The following is a 16,158-nucleotide window of genomic DNA, read 5'->3' as shown; positions in this document are numbered from 1 at the left end:
TCAATAGGCAAAACTCGTCTTAGGGAAAATATGTTAATTTCTGATATTCACAAAGCTATAGATAAAAGACAATTTTATCTAGTTTATCAACCAAAAGTGGAGTTAGCCTCAAATAATATAATGGGTTTTGAAGCATTAATTCGTTGGAATCATCCCAAGTTTGGAGAAGTATCACCGGTGGAGTTTATACCTTTACTTGAAACAACCGAGGATATTGTCAAGGTTGAAAATTGGGTTTTAGAACAAGCTATAGATGCAAATTTAAAATTAAATCAAGGATTAATGCTAAACGTAAATATTACTGCAATTCACCTCCTTAAAGAAGGCTTTATCGAGGATTTAAAGACTATTTTAATAAAAGCAAATTATCCTGCCCAATTATTAAATATTGAAATAACTGAGGGGGTTGCCCTTTATGATATTGAAAAGACAGTCTGTGTATTAAAGAAGTTAAAAGAATTGGGAGTTCGGATCTCTTTAGACGACTTTGGTACAGGGTATTCTTCTCTAAGTTACCTTAGCCGGTTACCTGTAGATTATATTAAAATAGATCAGTCTTTTGTGAGGGATATGGAGACAGATGAATCAAAAATAGCAATTATTCAAGCTATCATAAAGGTTGCCCAAAGTTTAAAATTAAAAGTGATTGCAGAAGGAGTCGAAACAAATACCCAAAGGGATTTGCTGCTAACTTATCAATGTGATAAAGGTCAGGGATACTTTTTCAGTAAACCTTTAGAGTTTGAAGATTTAAAAAATTTCATTAATAATTACAATATTACGGGTTAAGGCTCTTTACAACCTTGCTTAATATCAATTTGTAGAGTCCATCCATATTTCCAGTGGATGGACGTTTTTATACATACTAAGTTTCGCTATAATAAAAAACAGTACAGTCAAAAAATAGGGTACCGCAGGTTGCCAATTACATACACATATACAAGGAATAACGTTTATTAAAGATCTCAATCCGTCCTTCAATACGTGATTCGAACAGTATGAATGAAGATGGTATTTAAACGTCCAATTAAATGGTTAAAAATAACCTGGTCCTACAGCTTTTAAAGTCACTGTTCCTAATTTAAATTAGTTTTTTATACTCGGCATCGAAAAAGAGTCGCTGCTAGCAATCATTTGTTTCAACAAAAGTCTCCGTTAGTTAATTAAGAATAATTTATTAAAATTGTTAAGCCAGAAGCTAAGTAAAACACTTCCCAAATTATAAACATTTGTGGGTGCCGTTCAGTAACAAAAATAGCTGGATTTTTATCCTGGGTAAGGTCTAAATACCTTTTTGGCCAGATCCTATCCTTATCTCTCTTAGCAGGAATATGGAAAACTATTTGGCTATTAATAAAATTCTTTTTAAGCGAATCAATTTCTCCGTTCTACCATAAGTTGATAAATTGGTGGGCATAAATATGGAGACAAAACTCATCTTAAAGAGAGAGAGTATTGATTATATAAACCGAAACGGCGAAACATTTGATAATATGCTATTGTCTGAAGCAACAAACGTTTCAGTAAAGATAAAAGAAATATTAGAAAAGGGAAATATATATTTATTAAAAAATGCAAGAAAATTAATTTTTTATGTAGTTGAACAGAATGATTCAGAACTAGTCGCATTTGCTAACCAGGAGGGAATTGCCTGGGCGACTCACTCTTTAACACTTTCATTAAAATTAGAATGGGTTCAAGCTATTAGAAGAACCTTATGGCAGATTATAAATTCGATAGATGAAAAACAGACTATAATATCAGGAAAAAAGGAATATTCTGAACTTAAAAAACTAATTAATGACAGAATCGACCAATTCCTAAACAGTTTTTTCCTTAGTTATTCACATTACAAAGATGAAATGATTAACCAACAAAGAGAAATGGTAGAACATTTGTCGGTTCCTATTATTCCTGTAAGTTCAATTCTTTCTGTTTTGCCTTTAATTGGGGTCATTGACTCGTACAGGATTAAGATAATTGAAGAAAAAGTTCTATTCGATATAGCTAAATCTAGAATCCAGACACTTGTTATCGACCTTTCAGGAATAGCAATGATGGAAATGGATGTCATAAGTTACTTTGAAAAAATATTAGCTGGAATTTCTATGATGGGATGTAAAGCTATACTTACTGGGATGAGACCTGACCTAGTGAAGAAAATGGTTCATTCTGGAATAAATTTTCAACAAGATGCTGAAACTAGAGGCACATTACAAGAAACTTTAAAGAGATACCTTTAATTTAAGTATTTGCAAAAAACAACACTCATTCTTTAGGGAGCTTGAATAAGCTGACCCCGAAAAGTTAGAGTTTTGTATTAAGCAGCTAATCAACTTGACCTCTATGGAGGTATTTTTTTATTACAACGCACTTTAAGTCAAATCCCATTCATAAACTTTTCCTTGTTCAACTACCTGCCACGTTAAACAAGAAAAATGACCGTCTCAGCGACCATCATCTCGAACAAAAGTACTCGTTAGTTTAGGTGAAATCTCTTCACAAGATCTGTTACATTTTTCACATAACTATATTTTCTACTATGTTATCCGTAACAGACCTTAACTTTTTTAAATTAAAGAACCGCCAATTGAAAAGGACTCTCAGAGAGTCCTTTTAATTAGGATATTGATCTATGATGGTCAAGTTTCTCATCAAATACGTTGTTATTAAGATACCTGTGGAAGAACCATTCCCCAATGCCAACCACAATAGCAGATAGCAGGGCTGCATTAAATATGTCATTGTCACCCACAAAAATATCTTTTCCCATTAAATAAACAACAGCAAAGGTTAAAACCGCATCGGCTAGAGTTGCGATTATGTTTCTTTTTGTGAGGTCGGAATCGTCACCTGCTTTTCGGAATATAAACAAATCACCAAGAACATAAGCAAGAACAGTTAGGACAACGCTTATCCAAAGAGAATCACTAAATTCTCCATCAAAAATACCAGTAAGAATAATTCCTAATACAACTGTAATCATCACCAGTTTAATAATGATTGCTTTAATGTGGTCCATTATATTCCCTCCTTTAAATGATATCTAATACATACCCAGTTGGCTAAGTTTTAAGCATAAATATCTAGGTAGGAATTTGTATTGAAGAAATAAAAATTTTTTTTACAAGATCAGCTTGACCTCTATGGAGGTTATTTTATTGAAACTCACTTTAAGTCAAGTCGCAATTTTAACTAGTATTCCTTCTTCCACTCCCTCAGTTAAATACGATTTTCTCTCGATTGCTCGCTTATTCGCAGGATTTCATACCCCTTCATAATAGGGTTAACATTAAATGAATGAGTTCAGATTAATAAGGCTTCGTGAAGGCATAGTTAAATAGAGGAGTATAGTGTATCTCCACAATTTACCATATAGTGTACATGCTCCACGCCGCCCCTGGAGGCTTTCCCTCCCATGTCTCAACGGGTCATTTGCCCTATCATTCCTTCGTCATGCCTATCCAAGGGGTGGAGGCCAGTTATGCTAACCTGATGGGTCGATGCCCTTTTGTGGAACAAATCTGGTACTCCGTACATATTTGAAATCCTACGAATAAGCCAACATTCGGAGAATATTGTGCTATATTATTTATTTCAAGGGGACGAATGATTTTCAATTCTGTAAATTGTTAGGCTGCCAACGGTGAAAATGGTTTTACCTTATCAGAACAATAGGATTCATTTCGTCTAGATATACCTACAAAAATCCTTGCCAACTTGCCAATTAGCGGAAGATCGAGACTGCGACGATTCCTTTACTTAGCAACGATGAGCCTTGTGATGAATAACCCAGAATTTCAAGCATTACATTCTCATAATGTTAAGGTAAAAAAGATGAAGAAAATGAAATTATGTAAGGCTGTTTTTTACAGAGATTGTTGCTATATAGTTATAAATAAATTGACATTTTTTACCTTTTAATATTAAAATGAATGAAGGAGGTGCTATCCGTGAAAAAGAAGTTATTTTGGTTCCCTCTGTTAGCAGCATTATTATCAATAGGAATCTTATATACAATCGGAAACGTATTTGAAATTTCATTTCTAAGTTGGAATAAAGAAAATCCATCCGAAGGGGTAATATTTGAAGCAGAAGGTTCGGCTATTCCTGTTATCGTTGGTTTTATCGTTGGATTTATTACAAAACTAATACTGAAAAGTAAACATAAAGGCAACTCTAACTTGGTATAATGCCAAGTTTTTTTATGCACTTCTCAACATCTTCACAGTAGAGTAATATAACAACAATCTATACGAAAACAGCGTTATGTAAAGAAGGCAGTTGCTTGGTATTAATACACATCAGACTGCCAGTTCTCCCACTTCTCTTTAATTTTTTTTATGAATGATTTACCGCCAAAAGTAATAGAACCTTCGTGAGAAGCGTAAATTACCCAATTCATCTTCTCGCTAAACCAAATTTTCTCCCCGTTTCCGTCCGCTGAGTAAAAGGGTTCAAAAGATGCGGTATAATTTCATAAATAGATTTTTCAAATTCGTTCATATCAAAAACTTTCAAATCTCCTAGCTCTAAAATACTGTCTATAATAATTTGTACTTTCATTTCATCCTTCTTATCTTCAAAATCTAACTCATTAAAAGCGACTACATCTTCACGCTTACATTTGTATAGTGGATACCAATAATGTTTTCCCATCTCTATATCCCACTTTTGTTCAAGCTTTTTAATAAGAATTGCTTGTTCTTCTTCAGAAACTTTTCTTTTGTTCATATTACCTCCGTAATATTTAAAGGACTAACTGTTAATTTTCTATAACTAATGTAGAATATCCTTTTTGGTGGAAGGATTTTTCTTCAAGTAACCTGCCCCGTTACTTCAATAAGAAAGCTGCCTGAAATGGCAGCTACATCTTCAATACAATTTGAACATGAACATTTACGGTGTAGTCGGAAAATCCTCATCATACTCAATACCGTTTTCATCAAACAATGGGGTTAACCTTTTAATTTCATCGCTAAGAAATGTGTTGAGATTATCCCAGCTATTTAATTCATTACTAGTATACCTCTTACAGTGATGAATTTGATTGGTCTCTAAATCATAAACAATGTGTGAACCGTCCCAATTATAACTTCCTATTACTAAGTATTTGTCAGGAAAATAACGTTTTACCTCGCTATGGTGCATTGTTAAGTCATAAGGCTGAATTGCATCGTCTCCTTTTCTCACATAGGAATCCCTTTTGCCATAAATTCTTAAACTGTCTGAAAATATATTTATTCCATTTGTAGTTAACAATAATCCCTTGAAATCATCAGGTAAGGGAATAGAGAGTTCTTTTTCTATTTCAATTAATGATGTAATTTCGATTTTAGGATAAATAATGTGGAACCACGCTTCAGGTGCAATATGTGGAACCCTGCATATTAATTTTGTACCGTTCTCGATAAGTCGTTCTCCACCTTGTTTCCATTGAAATAGAGGTTTTATTATTTCTTTAAAGTAAATTGTCATTTTGTTTCCTCGCCAATTCTTGTAAAAAATAGGTTGATTATCTTAATTATATCAGCGTTCCTTGTTCAACTAAACTGCTTCGTTAGCTGAATAAGGAAAAATTCTAACTTTCCATGTTCTGTCCCTCTCCTCTTGATCGGCACGTCTATTCATTGAATATCCATGGGATTTTTGACTGTATATGTCTAATGGCTCACGGTGGATATCTTGGGCATAATACAGTTTATATACATTAGAGGTGGGATATTATGAGGCTAAGAAATGGAGATTTTTATACAAATGTTTTTACCAATAAGTTATATAGGCTAAATGAAGATGGCGATAGCAACTGGTACTTGAGTTTGCGTGATGAAGAAGGTTATCATGAAACAGAAAAGATCTCAGGGCGTGATATGATTAGATTTGTAGAAGGTGGGTATAAAAAAAGCAAATAAAAAAAGCTACCCATTTCTGTCAGGATACCTGTAATCAGATGCTTTTAGTGGAAAGTCGGTAAAACTTGAAACAATATAAGATATTCCCTCTCTCTACAAAAGCACTTTAAAATTTTTATTCAAAGATAATTAGGACATTTCGTTATTATGTGATACACTTTGTTTACCATTTGATTTACTTGTTTACATGTGCCCTACTCATTCGTGAGTGGGGCTCCTTGTTTTAAAAGAAGAAATAAAAAAAACAGACTCTATAAAGAGCCTGCTTTAGTTTGTTCTTATTATTAAGCTTTACGCACGTTAGCCGCTTGAGCTCCACGTTGACCTTGCTCAACGTCAAAAGTAACTGCTTGACCTTCGTCTAAAGATTTGAAACCTTCGCCTTGGATCGCTGAGAAATGAACGAATACGTCTTCTCCGCCTTCACGCTCGATAAATCCGAAACCTTTTTCTGCGTTAAACCATTTTACTTTACCTTGTTCCATTTTGTTTCCTCCTGCTGTGTGCTTTACACACAATGTGTTACTATCCTTGCACTCAGTGATCATCAAGACGAAAAGTTAATCTTATACTATCCTTTACACCGAACAAAAATAATTCTTCTAAAGTTTAACATTTTTTAAAAGTATTTGCAAGAAGACGTAAACAAAACCATTTTTGCCATTCATGAATTATCACACCTAGTTTTGGATTCTTATGTTGCACTTATTCAAGTAAAGCACCCAGTTAGCTTAATAAGAATATCTTTAATTGTTCATTCTAAGAGAAACTAGGAATGGAGGATTTTAATGAAGAAAAGCCTTTTAATAATGATTGCCTGCTTCACTCTTTTTTCTTATTCACCCGTCAAAGCTGAGACCGTAACTAAAAATGAGATACAGTTGCGTGATGACTTAATCCTCAACTTGTTATTTCCTTTGATTAGCAAAGAAATCGAGAAACAATACGGTCAACCGAAACAGTATTACAACCAACAAATTCTTCAAATCAAAAAGCTAAGAGAAGGCAGCTTCTTCTTTGATGTGACGGTTCAGGTAACGACATTTGAGGGTGCCCATAATCCACCTTATGATTTAGTGACCATCACTTTTAGTAATTATCGCCCAAGCCCAAGTTGGAGGGCGATTGATTTCAAAAGCAAAAGGTTAAAACCAAACGAAGATTAATGAAGGCATCCTTTGTTAAAGGGAGGTGCTTTTTCTTCGGTTATATTCTTCAACTAACCTGCCCCGTTAGCATAATAAAGAATTTAACAAAAAAGGCGGTTAATCCTTCCTGGATCAACTCACCCGTTTGTTTAATAACCACATACCCTTATTCAGAAAAGGTAATAATACAACTAAATAATCTTAAAGAGGTGTGCATAAAAGAATGAAAAAGGTGCTAACCGCTCTTATACTATCTCTTCTTATTACTTCTATTCAAACAAAAACAGCTTCAGCAGATAAACCAGCTCAAGATTCCGAAGGACTTCGGTTACAGGATATGCTTATGATTATGCTAACGCCTTATATCAGAGAAGATTTGAATAAATATTATTATCCAAAGATTTTAAAGGACTTTTATCCGCAAGTAACTCCACAAAACATTGATGTGGTTGAAACAAAAAGAAATCACCCCTTTGGCAATGTATTGGAGATTACATTTGAAATCGAACCAGACGATGGTGGTCATCACGTTCTAGTTGGCAAGGACAAAATGACTTATCAGATTTCTTATGGACCTGATGTGAAGCTAATAAATCATACGCACTTAAAGACATATAAATACCCTCCTACTGATTTGCACTTGCAGGGAACGTTTGATTTTAATAAGCTGCCACATTTGTTTAAGTATGTTCTTAAGAAACCTTTTTAGGTTAATATATCTATTAGTTACATTCGCTGTTAAAAATCCGTTTCACCCTAATCTAATGCAATCTTAACTGTTTCTTCATCAACTAAACTGCTTCGTTAGCACAATAAGAATAGCCACACAAATAATGGCAGCTCTGATCTTTAACTCTTGCACCCCATTAGCTTAACAAGAGTTACGTAATGTTTGCCGAATGTAAAGCACGTATTGCATCAACAGCGTGACTTCCCCAATGTATATCAAAGCTGAATTTCCATTCCCAGGTAGCCTCTATATGCTCGTTCCTCTCGTATAACAATATGCTTTTTTAACATCTTTATAAATGTCTAATATGTCATCTGACAAGCTCGCTCCTACAGGTTCTTCCAATTGATATGGGTTAAAAACTTCCCAATAATGTTCGTATTGACCAAAATTGATTTGTGGTGAAGAAATAGCAATGTCTGTCACGTTGTCCTGACCTAGTTCACCATCAGGCAAGTGAAGAGCATTTGAATATAAATCTAAAAGTGCAAGAAGGAGTCTCTTTAAGTTTTTATTGTCGATGTTCTCAATTATTTTGCAATAGTGGACAGCTGATTGATAAAACTCATTTATTCCTTTATGAGTCATTGTATCTCCTCACCTATTTTCGTTTCCTATTTTATTCTACAAATTTGAAACCAAAACCTCTTATGTGAATAAAGAAAAAAGAGCTGCTGCCGCAACTCCTTGTAAAACTCTTGCACCCGATAGTTTAAGTGCTATTTTTCACAATCCCTTTTACACTTAATATAACTCCTAATATAGGGTTAACTCTTGAATATAAATTTTTTTAGCAACAATCCTAATGTAATACCAAAAATGATGGTGCTGAAAATATGAGAATAATAATCATTGATGGGTCTAATATCGATATATTTACCTTCTATTAATGTTGTGAATAATAGTTCACATACTAACCAGGCAAATAAACTTCCCACGGTCGTTTTTATAACTAAATGGCATGATCCAAACTTTTTAAATAGTAAGTAAAGTAAGATTGCAAAAACACTACCAACTAAAAAATCTACAATTAATCCTATGGTAAATACAGGCCTGTTAAATGTAATGGCAAGACTTGATAATTCATAAATACCAAACTTTCCGAAGCCAAAATGTACAAATATCCTCGAAGCAATCTCTCCTGGTATTGTTGAAAGGACACCTAATAGACCTATTCTTAACATCCTATCTTGGATCATATCATCATTCCTTAATCTTAATGTGTCAAATTTAGTATTTAAATTATATAATTTTATACGTAATATAAAACGACACTTTTATATTTGAAATAAGGCACTAGTCAACCTAATGAACTTATAGTACCCACTCCTTATTAAACTATTCTGCACCGTTAGTTCAATAAGTAAATGGAATCGGCCCATCTATCCCATCTTTAACCTACACTACCCGTTAGTCCATACATGGAACGACCATAAAAAAAGAAGTATCACTAGGACACTTCTGTGGAATGGAGGTAAGGGTAGTCAACCCTAACACCATTTTATGGAAATTGACATATGATTGCTTGAACGATTATAGGGGAACAGTGCTTAAAAAGTCGTAGCAGCGATCATCTCCTCTATAACTCAGAGTCGACTTTCACCAATTAGCTTAACAAGAATAATTAAGAACATCACACCAACTTTGACTTTATTTGATTTCTTGGAGTTTCATAATGTATTTCAAACCTTCATGCGCATTACTATATGTAGAAATATTTTTTAATTCTTGAATACTAATTGCCAAGTCAGGCTTAATGCCAACAATGATACATTCAACATCTAACAACTTTAAACAATCGTGTAGCTTTTGTATTATTTGCCTTAAACTGTCATCAAAACGATTTATACCACTAAAGCTAACCAATACGAATTCTATACCTCCTCTTACACATTCCTCCATTATATTAGATATGACAGTTTCTCCCCGCTCCACATCAAATTCACCCACAAGTGTTATGACAATGGTATGGTCCCAAATTTTTACAGTCGGAGCAGACAGCTCCCTAATTTTTTTCTCCATCCTATTTTGTTCTTCCGCTTGGGTTGTAACATCCATAAGCATGACCATATAACCCTCAACGACTTGAATGTTGTCTTGATTTCTTCTAATGGGAGTTATTACAATATCCGCAATAAAAGCTCCCTTTATATTAATCCTTGCCCTATGCCCGTCATTAAACTGCTCCATCACTTTACGTTGGTGTGAGGGTTGCTTGTGGAAAAAATCCATGTTCAATCCAATAAATTCTTCAACATTGGCTAACCCGTATAAGGGTGCTACTAATGCAAGTGTTTGTTTTGCCTTCGTATTAAGCCAGATAATTTGATATTTGTTATCTGCAATAATTATATTTTCCCCAATACTATTTAGAGCATCTGTACTTGTTATATTAATGGCCAATTCACTGTTCATTTTTATCACCCTTTTTGTAAGCAATTTTTATATCCAAGTGAAACTTTCACTCTTGAGATTAATACTAGGATTTGCTGATTTCTTTCTCCATTAAACTTTACTAAACACTTAATTATTTCAACACCTAATTGTTTAAGAGCAGTTTTTAAAGTCGCGTTTAATTGTACTTCAGAAAGATTCAAACCTTCATCAGATATTTCGAATATAATTTTATCTAATATCTCATTTTTCCAAAATAACTTAATAGAGCCATTAGAGAGAAGTTGTCTCCATAATTCTATTCCAGCACCTCATTAATTGGAAAGGTTTCCTTACTATCAAATTTTATCACACTTCTTATTGAACAATCCTGCCCCGTTAGCACAACATGAAAAAAAGACCGCCGCAGCGATCATCAACCTTTTGCTAAAGCAACCCGTTACTTTAAGTACATTTATTCACAAAGTAATCTTTTTTACAGGTCATTTAGTGGTAGCCCCAGGAAAATGCGAATTTACAACGTTAATCAAATTCAAACATAAAAAAGTCGAATTCCCTGTCCTTTAAGGAAAGCGACTTTTTATACGACTTCTTAAAGTAAATCCCCATTAACCTTTTTTGGGGACTATTTGTAATCTCTGCGCAGTGAAATTATACCTGTGCTAGCCCGCCATCTACGAACAATTCAACACCCGTCAAGTAACTGCTTTCGTCTGAAGCAAGGAAAGATACAGCGTTTGCTACTTCTTCAGGTGTCCCAACTTTTCCAGCTGGAACAGTATTTCTGGTATTTTCCATTGCTCCTTCAAGTGCATCACCAAAAAGCTCATCGTATGCAGGTGTAAGAATAACTCCTGGACTAACCACATTTACACGGATTTCAGTACCTTTTAGGTCAAGAATCCAGTTGCGAACTAGTGCTCTTAATGCTGCTTTAGATGCTCCATATACACTAAACGCTGGGTTGCCAATTGATCCAGCAGTAGAGGCCGTTACAATAATAGAACCTACTTTGTCCGGGAATAGTGATAACGCTTTTTGAACAGTAAAGATGGTTCCTTTAACGTTAATGTCGAACGTTCTATCAACCTGCTCTTCAGTAATTTCACCTAATGGAAGGAAGTTGCCGGTGCCTGCATTAGCAAAAAGAATGTCCAACTTACCTTTTTCCTGCTTTATAATGTCATATAGTTTGTCTAAGTCTTCAAGCTTAGAAATATCACCTTGAACACCGGTTACGTTCTTGCCAATTTGGTTAACAGCTTTATCAAGTTCGTTTTGTCTACGTCCCGTGATATAAACATATGCACCTTCGTTTACAAATTTTTGTGCTGTAGCAAGACCAATCCCACTTGTTCCACCCGTTACAAGCGCTATTTTACCTTCAAATTTACCCATACTTAACACTCCTTTAGAATTAATTTTATTTTATGTCTAGTACCTTTAAGTACTTGAAGAACAACTTACAAGATATAGTATCCTTCAATAAGCACATTATCGGAAGTACCCACTTTTTTGTGATATAGTAACTAAAAAGTAATAAATGTGGAATGGAGAGCTTTAGACATGAAAAAATTTAGCTGTGGGTTTGAAGTGACAAAGGAAGTTATTGGCGGAAAATGGAAAGGCCTTGTATTATACTTTTTAATGAATGGACCAAAGAGAACGAGTGAATTAAAGCGCATTATCCCAAATATAACTCAGAAAATGCTGATTCAAACACTTAGAGAGCTTGAAGCCAGTGGACTTGTGAGCAGAAAGATGTATAATCAAGTACCGCCGAAGGTTGAATATTCATCCACTGAACTTGGAGAATCTCTTAAACCTATCTTGCAGGAGCTCTGTCAATGGGGAGGCCATTATGCGGAGCAAGAGTATGCAGAAGGTGAATATGAAATTGTACAACCAGAACAAGTTTCATATTAAAGATAATATAATTTCATAGTAATCCGGGAGCCGAGAGGGATTCCGTGACCTCCTCATATTTTTATTATCGATTAAAATGTAATCACTTGTTGAACCATATGAAAAAACTAGAATTATTACCTAGAAATCTATAATATAACTATTGCGATAATTGAAATAATTAAAAAAAGGGGAGTTATCTGTGACACAGGATTTAAATCAGAACTATTATAAAGAATTAATTGATTTACAAGATGTAGATGGGGTCGAAGCTCAAATTCAAAGTTTACTTGATGTTCAAATTGAATCCGTTTCTGACCTAAAAAAATGGTTACAAGCTGAAAAGGATTTAATGATGAAAATCGCGGAGGCAATGACGGGTCACCAAGTCGATTTCTACCGGAACACAGAGGATGCGGATATCAAGTCTACGTATCTACATGACCAGCAAGTCATCCAGCCGCTTTTAATGAAATATGAAGCAAAACTGAATGAGAAAGTCTGTGAGTCTCCTTATTTCAATAAATTAGATGAAAACCGTTATGGCTTAATGCGACGCTTTCGCGAATCCAAGGTGAAACTGTTCAGAGAAGAAAACATTCCATTAATGGTAAAAGAACAAGAGCTTAATACAAAGTATAGTGAAATTATGGGATGATTAACTGTTGAATGGGATGGCGAAGAAAAGCCTTATCCATTTATCCAATCCCAACTCGATCATCTAGACAGAGCCGTGCGTGAAAAAGCTTATCGCGCAATGATGTCAGCCCACCGTCAAATTAAGCCTGATATGGATACCATCATGGATGAGCTGGTTCAACTTCGCCATCAAATTGCATTAAATGCAGGCTTTGAAAATTATCGTGATTATATGTTTGTAGTCAAAAATCGTGAATATAGCGTCCAAGATTGTTACGACTTTCATGAAAATGTAGAGAAACATATTATCCCAGCTTGGAACAGACTGGCAAATGTCTTTAAGTCTGAGCTTGGTGTCGATACCTTTCGTCCTTGGGATAACACCGCTAAGTTAATGAAAAACCCGCCATACTCCGATGTGTCAGATCTTATGGATGGCGTTTCTGAGATGTTAGGGAAAACTGATCCATACTTTGCAGACCGTTTTGATTACATGAGAGAGCATGGGTTAATAGATCTTGGAGATCGGAAAGGAAAAAGCCCCGGCGGTTTCTGTACCTCCTTACCTGTTTCAGGGGACACCTTTGTCTTCGCGAACTTTAGTCCATCCTTTTTCTCTCTTATCGCACTAATTCATGAAATGGGCCATGCCGTGAATGGGTACCTCGAGTTTTCCGAGCAAGGTCCTTCTGAAGAATATCACCTCCGAATGGAAATTGGTGAACTGTATTCTCATGGAATGGAATTGCTCTTATTAGACAAGCTGGATCGTTTTTATCCAGAAAAAGAAGATTTTAAGAGTGCACAGCGAGAAGAGCTGAGACGGGCATTTAACATGTTATTTGGTCCATTATCAGGCGACCTCTTTCAGCATTGGATGTATACGAATCCTCAACACACGGCCAAAGAGCGTGATGAAAAATTCTTTGAAATCTCAAAACGGTATGGCTTAAACCCTGTCGATACGTCTGGGCTAGAGGAAGAAATTGGGATGAGCTGGGCAGACACCCTTCACTATTTCCAAGTTCCTTTCTATAATATTGAATACTCCATGTCGATGCTTGGTGCATTGCAAATTCTTGAAAATTACCGAAACAACCCAGAGCAAGCCGTCGTATCCTTTAAAAAAGGTGCCAGTGCGGACTACAATCAATCCATCGCAGCGGCTTATAAAGAAACTGGGGTCAGCTTTGATTTTTCAGAGCCAGCCGTTAAGCGAATGGGCGAATTCCTGGAGAAAGTCATTCAAGATATTCATTAATGATGTGGGAGCACCCAGACAGTGCTTAGTATTGTGAGGCTGATAGGCTAATTGGTCCTAATGATGATAAATTAGATGTCCTCTTTTTGACGGCAACAATTGTTGTAAATGCAGGAAAAGCCAAAAAAGTAGTGTATAAATACTTGCATATTTTTGGCTCTTTTAATTTTATTTCTTAGTGTTAAAGCACCCCGTTAGCCACCCATGAGTCACTAAAAAACAGCTCTTCACCACAAAGAATGAAAATGTTTGAGTTCGTGCTTACTTTATACTATCCCTTGTTCTTATTGTTTCCTTTCAAACAACAGCTGTTTTATCAATTAAACCAACTCAAGACTCTGAAGAACTTAGATTACAGGACATGCTTATGAACATGCTTGCTCCTTATATTAGTGAAGTTTTGGATAACTATTATTATCCGAAGATTTTAAAGGACTTTTCACCTGCAGTAGATCCATGGAAAATTGAAGTGATTGAAACAAGAAGAGTAAATGGCTTCCGTGGCTTTATATTAGAAATTACATTTGATATTGAGCCTACCGATGGTGGACACCACGTTCCAGTAGGGAAGGATCGAATGACTTATAGAATTTCTTATGGACCAGAGGTGAAATTGATAAATCAAACCCACTTAGCTACTTATAAATACCCTCAAGAATAATTACATAATTATAACTGGCTTATTGAACTATTCTGCTTCGTTAGTGGAACAAGAAAAAGAGCCGCAGCTACGACTCTTTGTTAAACTCAAGCACCCGTTAGCCATCCATGCAGCAGAGCTGCACCAGAGAAAATGGAATTTAAATCGTTCTTCCATGGTAGTTGAAGAAGGAAGTTATTTTATAGTTTCTCTTTGACAGATTTTGTTCCAATAACAACTGTTGCATCCAATTCTTGATCTCTGGCTATTTTGGTAGTTAGTCCAGCATTAGCAAAGATTTCAAAGGTTTTAGCCGCCTGCATTTCGCTCGTTTCTACCAATAGATACCCTCCAGAAGCAAGCCATTGAGGAGCCTCTTCCGCTACCTTTCGTTGAACGTCTAGTCCGTCCTTTCCTCCGTCGAGTGCGACTTTTGGTTCATATAAACGTGCCTCCTGGGGAAGCAGCTTTATTGCATCAGTAGGAACGTAAGGTACGTTGGCAATTATTATGTTCACACGACCTCTTAATGAATGGGGCAATGCATTATACAAGTCACCTTCATAAACTTGACCACCAATGTGAGTTATGTTGCGTGAAGCACATTGTACTGCAATGGGGTCAATGTCAACGGAGTGTAATAAAATCTTATTCAAGTCGGTTGCTATTGCAGCACCAACAGCACCAGACCCGCAACATAAATCAACAACAATATCACAAACGCAGGTCAATGCTTCTGCCTGCTGAACCAGAAACTCCGTACGACGACGTGGTACAAAAACTCCTTGTTCTACTTCTATCCGTAGCCCACAAAACTTTGTAAATCCAAGTACATATTCTAGTGGTAAGCCACTGGCTCGTATTTCTACCATTTTCATTAAATCCTCGATACTGGCAGCCTCTGAGATGAGTAACTGTGTTTCTTCTTCAGCAAAAACACAACCCTCGCTTCGTAGTCTTTCGATTATACTTATTACCATTTTATTTTCTAAAGAGAAAGTAATTTTCTGTCCTATTTATCTCACCACTCCTAAAAATTTAAAGGCTTTTTATTATCTTTATTCTAGAACTAAAAGAAATATCCTTCTTGAACTAAACTGCTCCGTTAGTCGAATAAAGAATTTCTTTACTAACCTACGTAATTAATTTTAAAAAAGGCGGTTAATCCTTCCTGGATCAACGCACCCGTTACTTAGCAAGCCTTTGTTCTAACTCATCCTTTTGGCGTAAATGATGACGAAAATGCATTCCAACCAAATCATACCATTCCCTTGCATTAAGCCAGCCGAACCCTCCATGCTCAACTTTATAATATGGGTTTATATGATCTACTTTCGATTCCCCTTGGCTCAATCTTAGAATTACTTGATCCATTCTGCCGATAAGATCCTCTTTGCTATCCGAATTATTAGGTGGAGTATTTAGTTCATCTGGTAATCTAATTTTAATTGGCGGAAACCCTCCGATTTTATATAAATGCTCACCAAACTCCGTTTTCCCAAGGGGGTGTTCATCATTTAAAGTAGTGC

The 16,158-nt window shown here is 35.5% G+C and carries 16 protein-coding genes and 4 pseudogenes; 10 read left to right on the top strand and 10 right to left on the bottom strand.

What is annotated here, in order from left to right:
* Positions 1 to 30 precede the first annotated feature (30 nt).
* Entirely contained in the window at positions 31 to 789 is a 759-nt protein-coding gene (locus J7E81_RS29105; RefSeq protein ID WP_215047643.1) for a putative bifunctional diguanylate cyclase/phosphodiesterase, read from the top strand.
* Between the two features lie 632 nt (positions 790 to 1,421).
* On the top strand, positions 1,422 to 2,243 hold the full coding sequence (locus J7E81_RS29100) for an STAS domain-containing protein (protein WP_215047642.1): 822 nt from the start codon (positions 1,422 to 1,424) through the stop codon (positions 2,241 to 2,243).
* A gap of 377 nt (positions 2,244 to 2,620) precedes the next feature.
* Here J7E81_RS29100 and J7E81_RS29095 read toward each other — a convergent pair whose 3' ends face one another.
* Positions 2,621 to 3,022, bottom strand: coding sequence for a YndM family protein (locus J7E81_RS29095; protein ID WP_215047641.1), 402 nt, complete (start codon positions 3,020 to 3,022; stop codon positions 2,621 to 2,623).
* A gap of 931 nt (positions 3,023 to 3,953) precedes the next feature.
* Between J7E81_RS29095 and J7E81_RS29090 the strand changes: the two genes are divergently transcribed.
* Positions 3,954 to 4,193 (top strand): hypothetical protein, encoded by a 240-nt coding sequence (locus J7E81_RS29090; RefSeq protein ID WP_215047640.1) that lies wholly within the window; start codon positions 3,954 to 3,956, stop codon positions 4,191 to 4,193.
* Positions 4,194 to 4,401: 208 nt separating this feature from the next.
* Here J7E81_RS29090 and J7E81_RS29085 read toward each other — a convergent pair whose 3' ends face one another.
* On the bottom strand, positions 4,402 to 4,734 hold the full coding sequence (locus J7E81_RS29085; protein ID WP_215047639.1) for a hypothetical protein: 333 nt from the start codon (positions 4,732 to 4,734) through the stop codon (positions 4,402 to 4,404).
* A gap of 165 nt (positions 4,735 to 4,899) precedes the next feature.
* Entirely contained in the window at positions 4,900 to 5,478 is a 579-nt protein-coding gene (locus J7E81_RS29080) for an SMI1/KNR4 family protein (protein ID WP_215047638.1), read from the bottom strand.
* A gap of 248 nt (positions 5,479 to 5,726) precedes the next feature.
* Between J7E81_RS29080 and J7E81_RS29075 the strand changes: the two genes are divergently transcribed.
* Positions 5,727 to 5,912 carry a hypothetical protein gene (locus tag J7E81_RS29075; protein ID WP_066390630.1) on the top strand — a complete coding sequence of 62 codons (186 nt, stop codon included), beginning with the start codon at positions 5,727 to 5,729 and terminating at the stop codon, positions 5,910 to 5,912.
* Positions 5,913 to 6,196: 284 nt separating this feature from the next.
* Here J7E81_RS29075 and J7E81_RS29070 read toward each other — a convergent pair whose 3' ends face one another.
* Positions 6,197 to 6,397: a cold-shock protein gene (locus tag J7E81_RS29070; protein ID WP_027322891.1), complete on the bottom strand. Its 201-nt coding sequence runs from the start codon at positions 6,395 to 6,397 to the stop codon at positions 6,197 to 6,199.
* A gap of 303 nt (positions 6,398 to 6,700) precedes the next feature.
* Here J7E81_RS29070 and J7E81_RS29065 point away from each other — a divergent pair, with 303 nt between their 5' ends.
* Positions 6,701 to 7,078 (top strand): DUF3888 domain-containing protein, encoded by a 378-nt coding sequence (locus tag J7E81_RS29065; protein ID WP_215047637.1) that lies wholly within the window; start codon positions 6,701 to 6,703, stop codon positions 7,076 to 7,078.
* A 205-nt stretch (positions 7,079 to 7,283) separates the two neighbouring features.
* Positions 7,284 to 7,688, top strand: a pseudogene (locus J7E81_RS29060) (DUF3888 domain-containing protein); the annotation flags it as partial.
* Positions 7,689 to 7,941: 253 nt separating this feature from the next.
* Here J7E81_RS29060 and J7E81_RS29050 read toward each other — a convergent pair.
* From J7E81_RS29050 to J7E81_RS29035, 4 genes and pseudogenes are all read right to left on the bottom strand, one after another.
* Positions 7,942 to 8,378: pseudogene (locus tag J7E81_RS29050) on the bottom strand (DUF5063 domain-containing protein).
* Between the two features lie 179 nt (positions 8,379 to 8,557).
* Positions 8,558 to 8,989, bottom strand: coding sequence for a hypothetical protein (locus J7E81_RS29045; RefSeq protein ID WP_215047633.1), 432 nt, complete (start codon positions 8,987 to 8,989; stop codon positions 8,558 to 8,560).
* Positions 8,990 to 9,440: 451 nt separating this feature from the next.
* Positions 9,441 to 10,205, bottom strand: coding sequence for an STAS domain-containing protein (locus tag J7E81_RS29040; RefSeq protein WP_215047632.1), 765 nt, complete (start codon positions 10,203 to 10,205; stop codon positions 9,441 to 9,443).
* Between the two features lie 630 nt (positions 10,206 to 10,835).
* The gene (locus tag J7E81_RS29035) at positions 10,836 to 11,582 is read right to left on the bottom strand and encodes an SDR family NAD(P)-dependent oxidoreductase (protein WP_215047631.1); all 747 of its coding nucleotides are present in this window, start codon (positions 11,580 to 11,582) and stop codon (positions 10,836 to 10,838) included.
* A gap of 168 nt (positions 11,583 to 11,750) precedes the next feature.
* Between J7E81_RS29035 and J7E81_RS29030 the strand changes: the two genes are divergently transcribed.
* The 4 genes and pseudogenes from J7E81_RS29030 to J7E81_RS29020 all read left to right on the top strand — a co-directional run bounded on the left by J7E81_RS29030 (position 11,751) and on the right by J7E81_RS29020 (position 14,650).
* Complete coding sequence (locus tag J7E81_RS29030) at positions 11,751 to 12,110, top strand: winged helix-turn-helix transcriptional regulator (RefSeq protein ID WP_050614601.1); 360 nt, start codon at positions 11,751 to 11,753, stop codon at positions 12,108 to 12,110.
* 181 nt (positions 12,111 to 12,291) lie between these two features.
* The gene (locus tag J7E81_RS30760) at positions 12,292 to 12,747 is read left to right on the top strand and encodes a gluzincin family metallopeptidase (RefSeq protein WP_251028960.1); all 456 of its coding nucleotides are present in this window, start codon (positions 12,292 to 12,294) and stop codon (positions 12,745 to 12,747) included.
* A gap of 15 nt (positions 12,748 to 12,762) precedes the next feature.
* Positions 12,763 to 13,989: pseudogene (locus J7E81_RS29025) on the top strand (M3 family oligoendopeptidase); the annotation flags it as partial.
* A gap of 268 nt (positions 13,990 to 14,257) precedes the next feature.
* On the top strand, positions 14,258 to 14,650 hold the full coding sequence (locus J7E81_RS29020; RefSeq protein WP_215047655.1) for a DUF3888 domain-containing protein: 393 nt from the start codon (positions 14,258 to 14,260) through the stop codon (positions 14,648 to 14,650).
* Between the two features lie 179 nt (positions 14,651 to 14,829).
* Here the strand turns inward: J7E81_RS29020 and J7E81_RS29015 are convergent, their stop codons facing one another.
* Both J7E81_RS29015 and J7E81_RS29010 read right to left on the bottom strand, forming a co-directional pair.
* Positions 14,830 to 15,609 (bottom strand): putative protein N(5)-glutamine methyltransferase, encoded by a 780-nt coding sequence (locus J7E81_RS29015; protein WP_215047630.1) that lies wholly within the window; start codon positions 15,607 to 15,609, stop codon positions 14,830 to 14,832.
* Between the two features lie 208 nt (positions 15,610 to 15,817).
* Positions 15,818 to 16,158, bottom strand: a pseudogene (locus J7E81_RS29010) (DinB family protein); the annotation flags it as partial.

This window comes from Bacillus sp. ISL-18 (assembly GCF_018613415.1).
Classification (GTDB): Bacteria; Bacillota; Bacilli; order Bacillales; family Cytobacillaceae; genus Neobacillus.
Note: the sequence above shows the minus strand (reverse complement) of the source record. Positions and strands in the feature narration are given on the sequence as shown.

Excerpts from the sequence above, each read along its gene's own strand:
- J7E81_RS29065 (WP_215047637.1), top strand. The coding sequence starts at position 6,701 with ATGAAGAAAAGCCTTTTAATAATGATTGCCTGCTTCACTCTTTTTTCT.
- J7E81_RS29095 (WP_215047641.1), bottom strand. The coding sequence starts at position 3,022 with ATGGACCACATTAAAGCAATCATTATTAAACTGGTGATGATTACAGTT.
- J7E81_RS29070 (WP_027322891.1), bottom strand. The coding sequence starts at position 6,397 with ATGGAACAAGGTAAAGTAAAATGGTTTAACGCAGAAAAAGGTTTCGGA.
- J7E81_RS29100 (WP_215047642.1), top strand. The coding sequence starts at position 1,422 with ATGGAGACAAAACTCATCTTAAAGAGAGAGAGTATTGATTATATAAAC.
- J7E81_RS29015 (WP_215047630.1), bottom strand. The coding sequence starts at position 15,609 with ATGGTAATAAGTATAATCGAAAGACTACGAAGCGAGGGTTGTGTTTTT.
- J7E81_RS29030 (WP_050614601.1), top strand. The coding sequence starts at position 11,751 with ATGAAAAAATTTAGCTGTGGGTTTGAAGTGACAAAGGAAGTTATTGGC.
- J7E81_RS29075 (WP_066390630.1), top strand. The coding sequence starts at position 5,727 with ATGAGGCTAAGAAATGGAGATTTTTATACAAATGTTTTTACCAATAAG.
- J7E81_RS29045 (WP_215047633.1), bottom strand. The coding sequence starts at position 8,989 with ATGATCCAAGATAGGATGTTAAGAATAGGTCTATTAGGTGTCCTTTCA.
- J7E81_RS29035 (WP_215047631.1), bottom strand. The coding sequence starts at position 11,582 with ATGGGTAAATTTGAAGGTAAAATAGCGCTTGTAACGGGTGGAACAAGT.
- J7E81_RS29105 (WP_215047643.1), top strand. The coding sequence starts at position 31 with ATGTTAATTTCTGATATTCACAAAGCTATAGATAAAAGACAATTTTAT.
- J7E81_RS29040 (WP_215047632.1), bottom strand. The coding sequence starts at position 10,205 with ATGAACAGTGAATTGGCCATTAATATAACAAGTACAGATGCTCTAAAT.
- J7E81_RS29085 (WP_215047639.1), bottom strand. The coding sequence starts at position 4,734 with ATGAACAAAAGAAAAGTTTCTGAAGAAGAACAAGCAATTCTTATTAAA.
- J7E81_RS29080 (WP_215047638.1), bottom strand. The coding sequence starts at position 5,478 with ATGACAATTTACTTTAAAGAAATAATAAAACCTCTATTTCAATGGAAA.